The organism is Brevibacillus aydinogluensis (genome assembly GCF_961514395.1).
Taxonomy (GTDB): Bacteria; Bacillota; Bacilli; order Brevibacillales; family Brevibacillaceae; genus Brevibacillus; species Brevibacillus aydinogluensis.
In genome coordinates this window covers 1,940,686-1,955,043 of sequence record NZ_OY569118.1, presented here as the reverse complement: position 1 = coordinate 1,955,043, position 14,358 = coordinate 1,940,686, and the positions used below count along the sequence as shown (strand labels likewise).

Here is a 14,358-nt window from a genome sequence, read left to right as displayed (position 1 = left end):
TGCTTTTTTCACGCCCCAAGCCGTTGGATGACTTTTCACCGACACGTCCAAAGCCCTGTTCTCCAATGGGCCGCTTGGCGTATCACCTGCTGAAAAACCACTGCACAAGGAGCGCAACATCATGTCTTCCTTCATCACGCACGACATGTCGCTGGTCGCTGAGATTCGTCGGCGGACAGCGGCAGCCAACCGCAACAATGTGAGCCGCACGGCCGCCTACCTCGCATTCTATCGCGAGCACCCGGAAGTGCACTGGGCCCTGCTTGCCCACCTGGTCTCCCGCAACAGCGGCTGGAGCATGACCGATCTGTGCGGCGAATGGCTCCCCCGCCTGATCGACGAGCAGGACATCCGGGCGTTTTTCTGGTTTTTGGAGCGAAACAACTGGCTGATTTTTCACGACGCCTACGCCCAACTGCTGCTCTATGCGGAGATGAAGCGGACAGGAACCGATCTGACTCACCTCCTGCCCCACCTCGGTGTCTCCCGCTTCATGCAGCCAGTGTGGCGCGAGTTTCTGGAAAAGCAGGACAGCGTGCGGCTCACCCGCGCCCTGATCGTCAACGAACAGCAGTACATTGAGCAGCGCGTGGTGCGCAAACCGTTCATCCGAGAGCAGGTCTTGGCCAACCTCACGGATCAGGTGCAGTCCGTGCTTTCGCTCAACCAGGTGTTGTTTCCCTACAAGGCCCATCCCGCCGACCGGCGGCTGAGCATCGTCGGCATCGCGACAAACCGTTTTCCCGCTGTCCGGCAGCGCATATCCACAGGCAAGACGCTGTACCGGCTCCTCTACGCCGATGACCAACGGCACGAGGCGATTGTCAGGTGGGCGGAGCGCATTCCGCATACGGGATCGCGTGCCGATTACTGGCCCCACCTGTTTTCTCCCAAACCTCACGACGAAATAGCGGCCCCCGTCTACGTGCCGCGCATCGACGGCACTGCGCTGCGGCCGGGCTGTCCCAAGCTGTACAGCCCAGTGCTGAGCGCTGTCTGGCCGGATGTGGAACACGCCCCGGCTGACGGCGTGGACTGGTATCGTGACGAGAAATGGCTGGAGGCGCTGGAAGACGAGGATGATCTGCCGACGATGGAGAGCGAGGCGTATCTGCGCTCGCTGCAGCTCGCCGAGAAAGGGTTGGAGAGGATTACGGCCATGAAATGACACGATGTGGAGGTGTCGGAAGCGTGAAATCATTGATCGAAAACCAGAAGGCGTATCTGCTGGGCTGCCAACTGTCGAGCGGCGCATTTCGGCTGGCCCCCAGGCGCGTCCAGATCAATCCGTACTTCACCAACCTGGCGCTGATCTCCCTGGTCCGGCTCGGCGAAGGGGAGGCAGTGCGAAAGTACGTGGATTGGTATCTGGACCACGTCAACGAACGCGGTTACATCAACGACTACCGGCTGGACGGCGAACGGGAAGTGGACACCGGCGATGCCGACAGCGAGGACAGCTATCACGCCACGCTTTTCAGTCTGCTTGTGGAGTGGCTGCGGCTCACCGGCGACACAGACTGGCTGCGGCAGCGCCGGGATGAGTTGGCCAAAATGCTTCAGGCAGTGGGGCGGCTGCAGCAAAAAGACGGGTTGACCTGGGCGAAGCATTCGTATCGGGTCAAATATTTGATGGACAATTGCGAAGTGGCCGTCGGACTGGAAGATGCGGCCACCCTGTTTGCAGCTATCGGTGACGACGCGCTGGCGCAGGAAGCGCAGTATCGGGCGGAAGCCTGCCGCAGGGGAATTGCGGCGATGTACAGCCCGGCGCGGGCAGCCTACGCGATGTACGATCGCAAGTATCCCGGCTGGCGCAAGTGGTACCCGGACGTCACCTCCCAGGCGTTTCCGATCGTGTACGGACTGGCCTCCCCCGATGCAGCCAGCGGCCTGTACGAGCGCATTACGGCCGCCTTTCCCCACTACGACATCTTTCAGACCGGCGACCTGTACCCCTGGATGATCATGGGAGAATGCGCCAGACGGGTGGGCGACGTGCGCAGGGTGGAGCGCATGCTGCAGACTGCGGCTGAACTGTACATACGCGGTCCACGCCATCCCTACTGGCTCATCCACGAATCGGGCCGGTTTATCGAACTGATGCAGGCTGCCGGTGCATCCGCCGCCTAATCTCGACGGTTCGTCTGCCGCCTGACGCGGTGGTGAGTGCCATGCTGCACCACCAGGAACGGCACCAATTCACCCTTTTCCCAGAAAAAGGGAAGCGGACAGATTGGCACGGGCCCTTTGGCCGCGAAATCTTGCGCGAGCCGGGCCAGCAGCGTGGCCCCGGTCTCACCGTGCAGATCGGCCACGATCAACACGTCCTGATGGGGAACAGCCACGCCGAGGGCATCCCCTGTCTTGCTGCGTTCCATCTCCTCCAGCATGGATGTGAGCAGCACGCGGCTGGCTGCATACCCGTCGCGCGGACTGATAAAATGAATGCGGTTGAGTCCCACCAGCTGTGTCTTGATGGGAACGGGCAGTCCCTGCAGATTGGCCATCGCATGGCGGTGCAGCTCCTCCTCCGACCAGCCCGCTTCCGCCAACGCCTCCCGTTCAATCAGGGTATACCCCTCACCGTGGTCCAAGGCGTACAGGATGGCCGTCTCCTCCGTGTGCGGACGAGACACCCAGCGCCCGGAATTTTCCCGGAGCAGCGAGGCATGCTGCAGGACTGGATAGATCCGACTTTCCCGTCCGGCCAAGGTGCGATCAGCCGTATGCCCGCGAACGGCGGCGAGCACGCGGGAGACAAATGCGTATAGAGCCGTCCGCCGCTCGTCCGGCTTGTCCTCTACGCGGCGATAAAGCGGCTCCAACGGGATCACGGACACGACTGGCGAGCGGTCCGCTCTCCGCATGATGCTGAGGCTGTCCTCCTCCGCTTCGCAAAACAGCTCGTCCGGCAGTTCCCTGCCGATCAGTTCGACAACCCGCCGCTTCAGTGACTGGCGCACATTGTTTGTCATGATGATTCCCCCTCGTTTGTCATATCTCACTCCCACGGCGGCCGGTCGTCCGGATCGGCGGCGGGCGGCGCTGCCGAGCAGGAACGGCTGCGTTCCTCAATCTCGCTTATGACCTCATGCAGGCTTTTGGGCTTGGCAAATTCCACAGGTGATACGCCCCGTTCAAACTGCAGCGTATCTCCTTCCAGCAGCACCACGTACCGGCCGTTTGTCTTGGCGATGTGCAGATTGATCCCGTAGTCGGCCAACAGTGCCCGCACCTGCATGTGGTCCAGCTTGAATTTCAGCTCTGCTTCCGGCTGCCGCTCGGTGATGATCTGCGCGGCTTCCATCACCGTGTCGTGTTCCCATTTTTCGGCCAGTTCCCGCTTGGGGCTGGCGGCGATCAGCTCGATCTCCTCTTCTGCCCGCAGCCGCTCCTCCGTTTCTTCCGGATAGACGTATTCGATGTGCTGACGGGCCAGTGACAGCACTTCTTCCGAGACGAGCTGGGTCAGCGTTTGCGGATATTCAATGAAACGCATAAATTCTTCAAAGTACCGGGCATGGGAAAATTGATGGATCTTCACGTGATACGGATCGTTCATCCCCTGCTCGACCATGTGCGGGTACATCAGCGACTTCATGTTTTTCGCGCTGATCGCCATGTTGACGTTGGCGATCAGGCTGTGTTCATCAGTGATGATGGCCGTTTTCTGTTCAAAGTCGCATTTGAGTATGAATACGTACCGGTCGTCCAGCGTTTCCAGCCGTGTGCGGACGACCAGGAGCACCCCGCCCCTCACCTGGGATGTGCGCAGATAGGACTGAACCAGCTCCTGACAAGGTTCCCTGCTCTCCCCCGGCGTCTCTGCGGCCAAGAGCCGCTGCAGCAGGGCGTAATTGGGGTTGGACTCCAGCGGATGCCCCTCCTCCAGCACAAAGCGGCCCAGCTTGGTTGGGCTTGCCTCGCTCTTCGGGTTCGGCTCCACCTTGCGCTTGGCAATCCGGGCAAATTCCCCGTCCAAGAACGGGCGCAGCTCGCTTTTCTGATATTCATCCCCGGACAAGAACCGGCTCATCCGAACGTGCTTGGCTCCTCCCTCTCCTTCCGGTTGTTCGATCAAAAAAAACGTCAGCCAATCGATGACAAAATTCATCCGTTCTTCGCTCCTGTCCCATATCTGAACGACATGATTATAGCAAAGCCGGAAAAAACGGTCAGGCGTTTTTCCGAAAATGGTATCATGGAGACAGGAGGGACACTTCATGTGGAAACAGTTTTGCGCCTGGTGGAACCTCAACGTGCGCGACAGACCGTACAAGCCCGGCACGCTGGTCGGCAGCTACCGGATCGAAGAGGTGCTGGGCATGGGCAGCTACGGAATCGCCTACCGGGCCGTCCATCTCCCGTCCGGACGGGTTGTCGTGATCAAACAGGTGAAGCCCAGCCTGCGCCGCTCCCCCAAGGGAGAAGTGATGCAGCACTACGAACAGCGAGTGCTGGCTGCCCTCTCCCACCCGCAGATCCCGCGCTGGCTGGAGTCGTTTCGGCACGGGAACGATTCGTTTCTGGTGATGTCATACATCGCCGGGCCGACGCTGGAAGAGCTGCTGTTCGAAGAGGGGACCGCGCTCAGTGAGTGGGAAGCGGCCCGCTTGATGCGGCAGGTGGGTGAGCTGGTCGCCTATCTGCACGAAAAAAACGTCATTCATCGCGACATCCGCATCCCCAACGTGATCTGGCAGGAAGGCAGGCTCCATCTGATCGACTTTGGACTGGCCCGATTCCGGGGAGACCCGCCCACCTGCATCGCCCAGGACCTGAGTGACTATCCGGAGGAAAAACAGTTGAAGCGGCAAGTGGAGCCGACAAGCGACCTGTATGCCCTCGGCCACTTTTTCCTGTTTTTGCTCTACTCCGGGTATCGCGCAGATGAGAACCAGCCGGAGCGCAGTTGGGAAGAAGAGTTGACGCTCTCCCCGCAGATCCGGGAGATGATCCGCCGCCTGCTGCAAATCGACCCGGCATACGACAGTGTCGAGGAGTGGCTCGCTGATCTGGATGGGTATTTGAACGTGAAAAAAGAGCAGTCCAATCGATGAACAATACCGATTGCGTCTGCTCTTTTTTGCTTACTCGTGAATCGGCTGCTTCTTGGCCGCTTCCATCTGCCGTTTCAGTTCCCCCGCTTCCCGGCGCAGCGTTTGCCGCTCGCTTTTGGAGAGGCGCTCGCCGCCAACAGGGCCGTTTACCAGCAGAGCTTCTTCATCCAATCGATCTTTGCGCATGGAGACCTCCTGTGGGCATCAATAGGTATTCCTTTTCCTACTTTGTACGAAAGCGTCCTTTCTTATGTACGCGGCCGCTGTTCTTTTTGCGCAGGTCAGAGGGATCGACCAGCGCACCGTACGACATCGCTTTTTCCACGATGGACAAACCGGTCTGCTTGGCAAACTTGCGGACGATAAACAACTCCTGCGGCGTGACAATGGAAAAGACCAGACCCGCCCGTCCCATCCGGCCGGTACGGCCGCTGCGGTGGATGTAGGTATCCGCATCGGGAGCGGGATCGTAATGGACGATGCATTCCACGCCCGGAATGTCAAGACCGCGGGCCGCCACGTCCGTGGTAATCAGGACGGGAAATGCACCGTTGCGAAACTGCTGCAAAGTATGGGCCCGCTCCTCCTTGCTGGCGTCACGGTGCAGCAACCGGCACGGCAGGTGGTGATACGTGAGCTTGGCGGTGATCTCCTCCACCTTGTCGATCTGATTGACAAACACGATCGACGCGCGTGCGTTGACGAGACGCAGCAGCCGACGCAGCGTGTCCGCCTTTTTGCGGGGATCGCTGACCAGGTACATGTGCGCCACACCCGCCGTGTTCTCCGGCGCCGCCGATCGGATCACCACTGGTTCGGCGGCAAGCGCCGAGGCAAGCTGCACCACCTGTTCTGATAAGGTAGCGGAGAAAAACAGCCGCTGCGTGTCCCGCATCGTCCGTTTCAACACGTCCTGGACCGGTCGCGAAAACCCTTCGTCCAAAAGACGGTCGGCTTCATCCACCACCACTGCTTTGACGGTGTGCACCTTTACTTTCCGCTGCTCAATCAGCTCCAGCAGACGTCCCGGTGTGGCGGCAATCAGCGCCGGCCGTTTTTTCAGGCGCTCCACCTGCCGCTTCACATCGACGCCGCCGATGATCGGCACCACGGTTGCCCCTTTTTTTGCAAGCAGCGGCTCCGCCTCTCTGGCAATCTGCATTACCAATTCATGCGTCGGTGCCAGCACCAGCACCTGCAGCTCCTTGGTGTCCGCTTCCACTTTGTCGATCAGCGGCAGCAGATAGGCCAGCGTTTTCCCCGTTCCCGTCGGCGATTCCACCAGAGCGTTTCGGCCGCTCTGAATGACGGGAATGGCATCCTGCTGCACGGATGTGGGCCGCTTCATGTTTCGTTCCTCAAGCGCTTCCAACAGCGGTGCGCTCAGCTTGAAATCAGCAAACGTGGTACTCACAACAATCCTCCTGGCAAGACATGATCATGGGTAAGCTTACCACAAATGACTGCCAAGCGAAACCGCCAATCAGGATGCCTCAACGCTTGATCCTACCCGTACGTCCACCTGATCCATCCGGCTGAAATCCGCCTGATGCCCTCAACGGTTGTTGGAATCGAGACGGGTTTCCCGTTTTTCCATTTTGTCGTGCCGATCTTTCTCGCTGTGCTGGTTGTGCGTCCCGGGCGGATTTTTCATGTACTCTTCCACCTGTTGTTGAAATTCCTTGTCATAACCGCGCATGCGCCTCACCTCCTGCAGTTAGTCTGTCCGCCAACGCTCCCGCTGTCCCCTGAAACTTTTTTCCCGTCCGATCGTCAAACTTATACGACAAAAATAAATATGAATGTAGGGAAGATCACGCATGACCACCTTGTCACGAACCTTGACGCGGAAGCGAAGGCATCGGCGCAGCCGGCGGTGGAACTGGTTCTGGCGGTTGACGGCTGTCTGCACGTTCACGTTTTCCACCCTTGCCCTGGGAGGCGCGCTCTTTCTGTTTTGCACGGATACGGGCGAAGAGCTGCGGGAATGGGCAGCCGGCACGCTGCTGACGACGCAGCACGACTACTGGGCACCGTACACGTTTTTGCCCGACGACAAATTGGAAGAACTAAAAAGACAGATTCGCAATCCTGTCGTCATTAATTCGGTGGCGGACACGAAGCAGCCGGACGTCCGGCCGGTCGACATCCCCGCGCCGGAAAAGCCAAAGGAGCTGATCGAGATCGAGGAGATCGACGAAGCGCGCGGCAGTTATTATTTCAAAGGCAAGCTGATGTACATCAGCGATCCCAACCGCGTCCATCTGGTTGTCACCACGCGCAAAGACCGGGGCGATCTTCTCGACGAGTTCGCCAAGAAGTACAACGCCATCGGGATCGTCAACGCCAGCGGGTTTTACGACCCGGACGGCTACGGCAAGGGAACCAAAGCTTACGGCGTGGTGATCAAGGACGGCAAAATCCTGCAGGGGTACAACCCCAAGAGCGGGGAAACAGCCTTGGGCATCACTTACGACGGCAGGCTGGTGACCGGCAATTACTCCGCCCAGGAGTTGGTAAACATGGGCGTTCGGGACGCGATGAGTTTCCGGCCGCAGCTCATCGTCAACGGCAAAAACCTGTTTGCGGACAAGCCCGCCAAAAGCTGGGGGATACAGCCGCGCACCGCTGTCGGCCAAAAAGCGGACGGCACCATCGTGTTCCTGGTCATCGACGGACGGCAGCCCGGCCACTCCATCGGGGCCAGCATGAACGACGTCGCGGAAATCCTGGCAGCACGGGGCGTCGTCAATGCGATGGCCATGGACGGCGGGTCCAGCTCGATGATGCTGTACAACGGGGAAGCCATCACCAGGACATCCTGCCCGTACGAACGCGGCCGCTTTTTGCCCAATGCATGGGCCGTCTACTAAGACCAATCGTTGTCCGGTTTGAACCACGCCCCATCCGCCGCATTCCACCACGCCCATGGTCAGTCTCACGCATCAAAAACAGGCAGCCCGCTTACAGAAAGTGTCGGGCTGCCTGTTTTGCATCCACTCGATTTGTCCGGCACCTGGAGTTTATCTCCAGGAGAACACTCATGATTTCCGCTTGTTTATCGACTCCAAGTTTACTCGTTCAAAGAAGGCGGGCTTGTACCGGCTGGCGTAACTCTCTCCGGCGATGACCAGCTCGTCCAGCCGTATGCGCAATTCTTGCAGCGTAATGCCCTCCATCGCCGTGTTTAAAATAACCGCGCGCGCCATTTGCCGCAGGCGGCGCACATCGTGCTCCAACGCTTTGCCCAGCATCTTCCCGCTGTGGACGATCTCCGAGCGGTGGTTGTAGGAGCGCTTGACAAACTGGGCCACCTGTTCCCGTTCGGCAAACGTATCCCCGAAGTAATAGGCCATGCGCAGCCGCAGCTTGTAGGTGATCTCTCCTTTTTTGCCGTCGGGCACAAACAGCGATTCCAGCGCAATCCACAAGTCCAGCAGTTGATCCTCCAGATTTTTCTTCTCCAGGGAGAGGGCGTAGCGGCGAACGGCCAGTTGAGGCAAAGACGGCTTGTCCCAGATGAGGGACTGAAAAATTTCTTCGGTCCGCTCGTCGAAGATAAATTTCTTCCCGTCATTGGACCGCTTCAAATAGGTGATCCCAAACACCGGCGGCTGGGCCGTGATGATGTACGGGATGGAGCAGATGCCGTCCAATGCCGCCAGGTTCAGCTTTTGTTCAATTTCTTCGATCCAGGCTTGGTCCTGCCTTACCTTCAAATCAGGGTATTCGGCAAACAAAAACAGGCTGTCCGCCCTTACTTTGCGGTCAAACAGCAGACGGCTCTCGTCCATTTGATTTTTAAGAAAACGGGAGGCCAGCTTGTACAGTTTTTCCTCTCCCGACAGCAGCAGAAACGACTGAGGCAATTCAATCCGAACCGGTCTGAGCGTCGTTGAGTTAAAGACCGGGGCAATCAGATACGGCATGGGCGTCTCTCCTTTCCGGCTCTGGACAGGTACGTGCAGCCGACGGGCAGTCTTGGTTCAGCCCAAAAAGATTACATAATAAATGTTATGTCATCTACTCTGCAGTCTGCAACATGCTTCCTTATAGAATACCAGCAATTCCTATGGTTCGTCATCCTGCTTGTCCGGCATGCTATACAAAAAGGAGTTGATATGATGATGGACAAGGATCGCGTACGCGAAGAAAATCCCCATCAGATGTACAACAACACCTACCAACCCATGGAACAGACCGGCGAGCCGATGCCCGGCTCCAAAAAGGTAAAACAGGCGAATCACTCGCGCCAGGTAAAGACGAGGGAAGGCTGATCCGCTGAGCCTTCCTGTTTTTTACAATCAAATGATTGAATTGTCCCACAAGGATGAACTATCATGAATACAGTATCCTTGGATGGAGGTCAACCAATCATGATTCTCATTCCGCTTTCGGGCGGCAGCCCACTTCCGCACAAAATCAGCTACAGTGTTTCTCCCTTGTACGAGTTGGCGGCAAGCCTCCACGCACTGGCTCAGGAAACGCCCGACCCGCGTCTGGCCGACTGGGCCGCGGACGTACTGGCCGGCTTTCGTGCCGCCCGCATTTCATCAGACTGGGAATACTTCCGTCCGATGTTTACCCGCGCCATCCCCGACGCGTTTGATCCTGTGCAAACGCGAGGCGTGATGGCCGTTGACGATCAATACAATTACTTCTTCACGCTGTCCGAAGAAGCGTTTGTGGACAACCTGCGGCCGATGCTGGACGCATGGGAGACTCGCTGTGAGGATGTTCCGCTGGCAGCTGACCTGAGGGAAGACCCTGCGTTTGTTAAAGGGCGCTTCAATCTGTTTCTCTCCACCTACTGGCAGCTTTTTTTCGCCTCGCAGTGGGAGGCGTTGGCGCCCCGGTTTGTACGGGAAGCGGAACGCATCCATCTGTCGCTGCGGTCACTGGATGAGATCACGTCCTATTTGCGGATAATCGATCCCCGCTTCCGCTATGACGACGAGCAGGAACAGCTCGTATGGGAAAACGGAGATCCCGGCGCTCAACCCGTCCAGCAGTTGGTCCTCTCCCCCAGCCATTTTTACACTGCCGCTGCTTCTCTCATCAAAAAAGGGGAAACTGCTCACCTGCTTTATCGTTTTGAACAATGAAAAACGCCCTGTTAAGGGCGTTTTGCGTATTGCAGCATGTGCGCAACGATTAACCGATCCAGTTGTTGACTCATCCTCACAATTTTAGGGTCGTTAAAATTGTAACCGGCATCTTTGGCTGCGCGTTCCAGTTGCTGCCGCAGATCATCAATCTTCTTCTGCGTAATTTTCATGCTGCCAGACCCCCACCGACTCAGTCAACCACTATTTTACATTAATTGATAATGCATGGAAAGAGGAGAATGCCAGCGAGAACGCATCAAAAAAAGGAAGCCCCGCATCTGTTGCTGATGCAGGGCATGTTGTGCGTTTACTTGTTCAGCACGTGAATCGGATGGCCGAGAGCCAGTTCCGCAGCTTCCATCGTCACTTCGCCCAGGGTCGGGTGAGCGTGAATGGTGAGCTCGATGTCTTCCAGCGTCGCTCCCATCTCGATGGCCAGACCAATTTCGGCGATAATGTTGGACGCCTCCGGTCCGACAATCTGGGCGCCCAGCACCAGGTTGGTGCCTTTTTCGGCGATCAGTTTCACGAAGCCTTCACCGGCATTGACAGACAGCGCGCGGCCGTTCGCGGCAAACGGGAAGCGGCCCGCCACGTAGTCGATGCCCTGTTCTTTGGCTTCTCTTTCGCTGATCCCGACGCTGGCGATCTCCGGATCGGAGAAAACGACAGCGGGGATGGCCTTGTAGTCCACTTCGGACGGAAGACCGGCGATTGCTTCCGCCGCCACTTTGCCCTCGTAGGACGCCTTGTGGGCCAGAGCCGGACCGGCAACGATGTCCCCGATCGCGTAGACGTTGGGGATGTTGGTGCGGCCCTGTTTGTCCACCACAATGTAGCCGCGATCGGTCAGGTTCATGCCGATGTCGCGTACGCCCAGTTCGTCCGTGTTGGGACGGCGGCCGACGGTTACCAGCACGTATTCTGCATCAAACTGCTTCTGCTCTCCTTTTACTTCCGCAGTGACGACCACGCCGTCTTCCTTTTCCTCCATGCCTTGGGCGAGCGCTTTGACATTGATGTCCACGCCCAGCTTTTTCAGCTTGCGTTCTACCAGGCGGGTCATCTCCGGCTCGAATCCCGGCAGGATTTGGTCAGAGCCTTCCAAAATGGTTACCTTGGTGCCAAACTTGGCAAAGACGGTACCCAGCTCAATTCCGATGTAGCCGCCGCCGATTACGACCAGGCTCTTCGGAATTTCCGTCAGGGACAGGGCTTCCGTCGAGGAGAGCACGCGCTTGCCAAACGGGAACGCCGGCAGTTCGATCGGACGGGACCCCGTCGCGATGATGCAGTGGTTAAAACGGTAGCGGTTCACGTCGTAACCGTGGAAGACCCGTACTTCGTTTTCGTTGACAAACAGCGCTTCGCCGGGGATTACCTGAATCTTGTTGCCCTTGAACAGCGAAGCAACGCCGCCGGTCAACTGCTTGACGATGCCGTTTTTCCATTCCTGGACTTTGGCGAAGTCCACTTTTACGTTTTCCATGGTAATGCCCATGTTCGCCGTGTGCTGAGCATGCTCATACGTGTGAGCGGCGTGAATCATTGCTTTGGACGGAATGCAGCCGACATTGAGGCACACACCGCCCAGGTCTGCTTTCTCCACCACGGCGACGGATTTGCCCAGTTGGGCGGCGCGAATGGCCGCCACATAACCGCCCGGACCGGCGCCGATGACGAGAACGTCAACTTCTGTGGTAAATTCCCCTACTACCATTGTTGTTATCCCTCCATGACGAGCAGCGTCGGATTCTCCAGGAGCTGCTTCACGTAGTTGACGAAACGCTGCGCCGGTTCGCCGTCAATCAGGCGGTGGTCAAAGCTGAGCGACAGGGACAGCACTTGTCCGACCACGATTTCGCCGTTTTTCACTACCGGTTTTTCGCTGATGCGGCCTACACCGAGAATGGCAACTTCCGGGTAGTTGATGATCGGCGTGAAGAACATGCCGCCAGCGGAACCGATATTGGTGATGCTGAAGGTGGAGCCTTTCAGCTCGTCTGCCGTCGCCTTGCGTTCGCGCGATTTCTTCGCCAGTTCACTGATTTCGCCGGCGATTTCAAAGATGGATTTGCGGTCTGCCGCTTTGACAACCGGCACCAACAGACCGTCGTCGGTGGAAGTGGCAATGCCGATGTTATAGTACTTTTTGTAGACGATCTCTTGTTTTTCTTCGTCGATGGAAGCGTTCAGTTCCGGGAACTTTTTCAGTCCGGCCACGACCGCCTTGACGATGAACGGCAGATAGGTCAGTTTTACACCGCGCTCCTCTGCCAGCGGTTTGGCTTCCTTGCGCATGGCCACCAGCTCGGTGACATCCACTTCGTCGAAAATGGTAACGTGCGGAGCGGTGTACGCCGATTTGACCATTGCTTTGGCGATGGCTTTGCGAATGCCTTTGAGCGGAACGCGCTCCTCCACTTCGCCTGCTTGTGCAGTGTAGTGTACGGTCGGTGCAGCAGCCGCTTGCTGTACGCCGGTCGGCGCTTGATCTGCAGGTGCAGCCGCTTCAGCCTGTGCTTGGGCAGCTTGAGCTTGTGCGGGTGCCGCGCCGCCTGCGAGGAAGCGGTCTACGTCTTCGCGCGTGATGCGGCCCAATTTGCCGGTGCCTGGCACCAGTGCGAGCTGAACGCCTTTTTCCCGCGCGTATTTGCGCACGGACGGCGTTGCCAGCACGTGTTTGCGGTCTACAGGTGCTGCTGCTGCAGTCGCCTGCGCCATCGGCGTGTCGATCGGCTGGTTGGCGTTGGCGCTTACTTGGGAGCCAATGTCGCAGCCCGGTTCCATCTTGTCTTCTTTTGCAGGCTCGGCCGCAGCCGGAGCTTCTCCATGACCGTGATCCGGCAGGTTGGGCAGTTCGCCTTCGACTTCAAATTCGATCAGCGGATCGCCGACGACGGAAACAGTGCCCTCGGTCACTTTCAGTTCCAGCACTTTCCCTTTGACCGGAGACGGTACTTCCACGACCGCCTTGTCATTTTGCACTTCCATGATTACTTGGTCTTCTTCAACGGTATCCCCCGGCTTCACGTGCCATTTGACGATTTCGCCTTCATGGATGCCCTCGCCAAGCTCCGGGAGTCTGAATGTAAAACGACTCACGTTATCTCCTCCTTAAAATAAACGCTCCGACGTAATCGCTCACAGGTGTGCCTAAAGAAGGCGGAAAGCTGATCTTTCCGCCGCATGTGCAGTTCAATCGTTAAAAGTCGAGAACTTGCGTCAGGCCGTCCACGACGCGTTTTACATCAGGCAGCCAGATGTCTTCTGCCTGCGCGAACGGGTATACCGTATCCGGCGCGGCCACGCGAAGCACCGGCGCTTCCAGGTGCAGGATGGCGCGTTCGTTGATTTGAGCGATGATTTCGGCAGCTACGCCGGAAGTTTTTTGCGCTTCCTGCACGACGATGGCACGGTTGGTCTTTTTCACCGATTCCACGATCGTGTCGATGTCGATCGGATTGATGGTGCGCAGGTCGATCACTTCCACTTTCGCGCCGCGCGCCTTCTCGATCTCTTCCGCCGCTTTCAGGCTGGTATGAACCATGGCGCCATAGGTGATGATGGTAACGTCGCTGCCTTCCTTCACCACATTGGCCTTGCCCAGCGGGATGGTGTACTCGCCCTCCGGCACCTCCTGACGGAAGGAGCGGTACAGTTTCATGTGCTCCAGGAACACGACCGGATCGTTGTCGCGGATCGCGGAGATCAACAGCCCTTTTGCATCGTACGGGTTGGACGGGATGACCACTTTCACGCCAGGCGTCTGCAGAATCAGGCCTTCCAGCGAGTCAGCGTGCAGCTCCGGAGTTTTCACGCCGCCGCCAAACGGGGAGCGGAACGTGATCGGGCTGTGGAAGCGCCCGCCGGAACGGTAGCGCATCCGGGAAGCCTGGGACGCGATCGCGTCAAAGGTTTCAAACACAAAACCAAAGAACTGGATTTCCGCAACCGGACGGAAGCCGTTGACGGACAGACCCACGGCCAGACCGCCGATACCGGACTCTGCCAGCGGCGTGTCAAACACGCGATGTTCACCGAACTCAGCTTGCAGACCTTCTGTCGCGCGGAAGACCCCACCGTTTTTCCCTACGTCTTCCCCGAAGACGAGAACGGTTTCGTCGCGCTTCAGTTCACAGCGCAATGCATCCGTGATGGCTTGAATCATAGTCATTTGTGCCATG

16 protein-coding genes are annotated in these 14,358 nt (G+C 57.9%); 6 read left to right on the top strand and 10 right to left on the bottom strand.

Annotated features, from left to right (window positions below; genetic code table 11):
* Positions 1-121 precede the first annotated feature (121 nt).
* Both Q7F15_RS09565 and Q7F15_RS09560 read left to right on the top strand, forming a co-directional pair.
* The gene (locus Q7F15_RS09565) at positions 122-1,168 is read left to right on the top strand and encodes a DUF2515 family protein (protein ID WP_304415478.1); all 1,047 of its coding nucleotides are present in this window, start codon (positions 122-124) and stop codon (positions 1,166-1,168) included.
* Positions 1,169-1,191: 23 nt separating this feature from the next.
* Positions 1,192-2,133 carry a hypothetical protein gene (locus tag Q7F15_RS09560; protein ID WP_304415477.1) on the top strand — a complete coding sequence of 314 codons (942 nt, stop codon included), beginning with the start codon at positions 1,192-1,194 and terminating at the stop codon, positions 2,131-2,133.
* On the opposite strand, the gene Q7F15_RS09555 is transcribed toward Q7F15_RS09560, so the two are convergent.
* On the bottom strand, positions 2,130-2,978 hold the full coding sequence (locus tag Q7F15_RS09555) for a DUF1444 family protein (RefSeq protein ID WP_304415476.1): 849 nt from the start codon (positions 2,976-2,978) through the stop codon (positions 2,130-2,132). The two genes, Q7F15_RS09560 and Q7F15_RS09555, sit on opposite strands and share 4 nt — an antisense overlap.
* Before the next feature lie 26 nt (positions 2,979-3,004).
* The gene (locus Q7F15_RS09550) at positions 3,005-4,117 is read right to left on the bottom strand and encodes a DUF3900 domain-containing protein (RefSeq protein ID WP_304415475.1); all 1,113 of its coding nucleotides are present in this window, start codon (positions 4,115-4,117) and stop codon (positions 3,005-3,007) included.
* A gap of 109 nt (positions 4,118-4,226) precedes the next feature.
* Here Q7F15_RS09550 and Q7F15_RS09545 point away from each other — a divergent pair, with 109 nt between their 5' ends.
* Entirely contained in the window at positions 4,227-5,063 is an 837-nt protein-coding gene (locus Q7F15_RS09545; RefSeq protein ID WP_304415474.1) for a serine/threonine protein kinase, read from the top strand.
* 30 nt (positions 5,064-5,093) lie between these two features.
* Here Q7F15_RS09545 and Q7F15_RS09540 read toward each other — a convergent pair whose 3' ends face one another.
* From Q7F15_RS09540 to Q7F15_RS09530, 3 genes are all read right to left on the bottom strand, one after another.
* Entirely contained in the window at positions 5,094-5,249 is a 156-nt protein-coding gene (locus tag Q7F15_RS09540) for a hypothetical protein (RefSeq protein ID WP_212132532.1), read from the bottom strand.
* Between the two features lie 37 nt (positions 5,250-5,286).
* Positions 5,287-6,477, bottom strand: coding sequence for a DEAD/DEAH box helicase (locus Q7F15_RS09535; RefSeq protein ID WP_304415473.1), 1,191 nt, complete (start codon positions 6,475-6,477; stop codon positions 5,287-5,289).
* A 141-nt stretch (positions 6,478-6,618) separates the two neighbouring features.
* The gene (locus Q7F15_RS09530) at positions 6,619-6,762 is read right to left on the bottom strand and encodes a hypothetical protein (RefSeq protein WP_171566721.1); all 144 of its coding nucleotides are present in this window, start codon (positions 6,760-6,762) and stop codon (positions 6,619-6,621) included.
* Between the two features lie 121 nt (positions 6,763-6,883).
* Between Q7F15_RS09530 and Q7F15_RS09525 the strand changes: the two genes are divergently transcribed.
* On the top strand, positions 6,884-7,936 hold the full coding sequence (locus Q7F15_RS09525; RefSeq protein WP_304415472.1) for a phosphodiester glycosidase family protein: 1,053 nt from the start codon (positions 6,884-6,886) through the stop codon (positions 7,934-7,936).
* 168 nt (positions 7,937-8,104) lie between these two features.
* Here the strand turns inward: Q7F15_RS09525 and Q7F15_RS09520 are convergent, their stop codons facing one another.
* Positions 8,105-8,992 carry a HEPN domain-containing protein gene (locus tag Q7F15_RS09520; RefSeq protein WP_304415471.1) on the bottom strand — a complete coding sequence of 296 codons (888 nt, stop codon included), beginning with the start codon at positions 8,990-8,992 and terminating at the stop codon, positions 8,105-8,107.
* A gap of 195 nt (positions 8,993-9,187) precedes the next feature.
* On the opposite strand from Q7F15_RS09520, the gene Q7F15_RS09515 reads away from it, so the two are divergent.
* Positions 9,188-9,340 (top strand): small acid-soluble spore protein P, encoded by a 153-nt coding sequence (locus Q7F15_RS09515; protein ID WP_230076979.1) that lies wholly within the window; start codon positions 9,188-9,190, stop codon positions 9,338-9,340.
* 63 nt (positions 9,341-9,403) lie between these two features.
* Positions 9,404-10,168 carry a DUF5937 family protein gene (locus Q7F15_RS09510; protein ID WP_230076980.1) on the top strand — a complete coding sequence of 255 codons (765 nt, stop codon included), beginning with the start codon at positions 9,404-9,406 and terminating at the stop codon, positions 10,166-10,168.
* An 11-nt stretch (positions 10,169-10,179) separates the two neighbouring features.
* Here the strand turns inward: Q7F15_RS09510 and Q7F15_RS09505 are convergent, their stop codons facing one another.
* The 4 genes from Q7F15_RS09505 to Q7F15_RS09490 form a co-directional block, all read right to left on the bottom strand.
* Positions 10,180-10,341, bottom strand: coding sequence for an aspartyl-phosphate phosphatase Spo0E family protein (locus Q7F15_RS09505; protein ID WP_171566718.1), 162 nt, complete (start codon positions 10,339-10,341; stop codon positions 10,180-10,182).
* A 137-nt stretch (positions 10,342-10,478) separates the two neighbouring features.
* Positions 10,479-11,891: a dihydrolipoyl dehydrogenase gene (lpdA, locus tag Q7F15_RS09500; RefSeq protein WP_212132533.1), complete on the bottom strand. Its 1,413-nt coding sequence runs from the start codon at positions 11,889-11,891 to the stop codon at positions 10,479-10,481.
* A gap of 5 nt (positions 11,892-11,896) precedes the next feature.
* Positions 11,897-13,276, bottom strand: a complete 1,380-nt coding sequence (locus tag Q7F15_RS09495) for a dihydrolipoamide acetyltransferase family protein (RefSeq protein ID WP_171566716.1) — start codon at positions 13,274-13,276, stop codon at positions 11,897-11,899.
* A 100-nt stretch (positions 13,277-13,376) separates the two neighbouring features.
* Positions 13,377-14,357 carry an alpha-ketoacid dehydrogenase subunit beta gene (locus Q7F15_RS09490; protein WP_171566715.1) on the bottom strand — a complete coding sequence of 327 codons (981 nt, stop codon included), beginning with the start codon at positions 14,355-14,357 and terminating at the stop codon, positions 13,377-13,379.
* Between the last annotated feature and the right edge of the window lies 1 nt (position 14,358).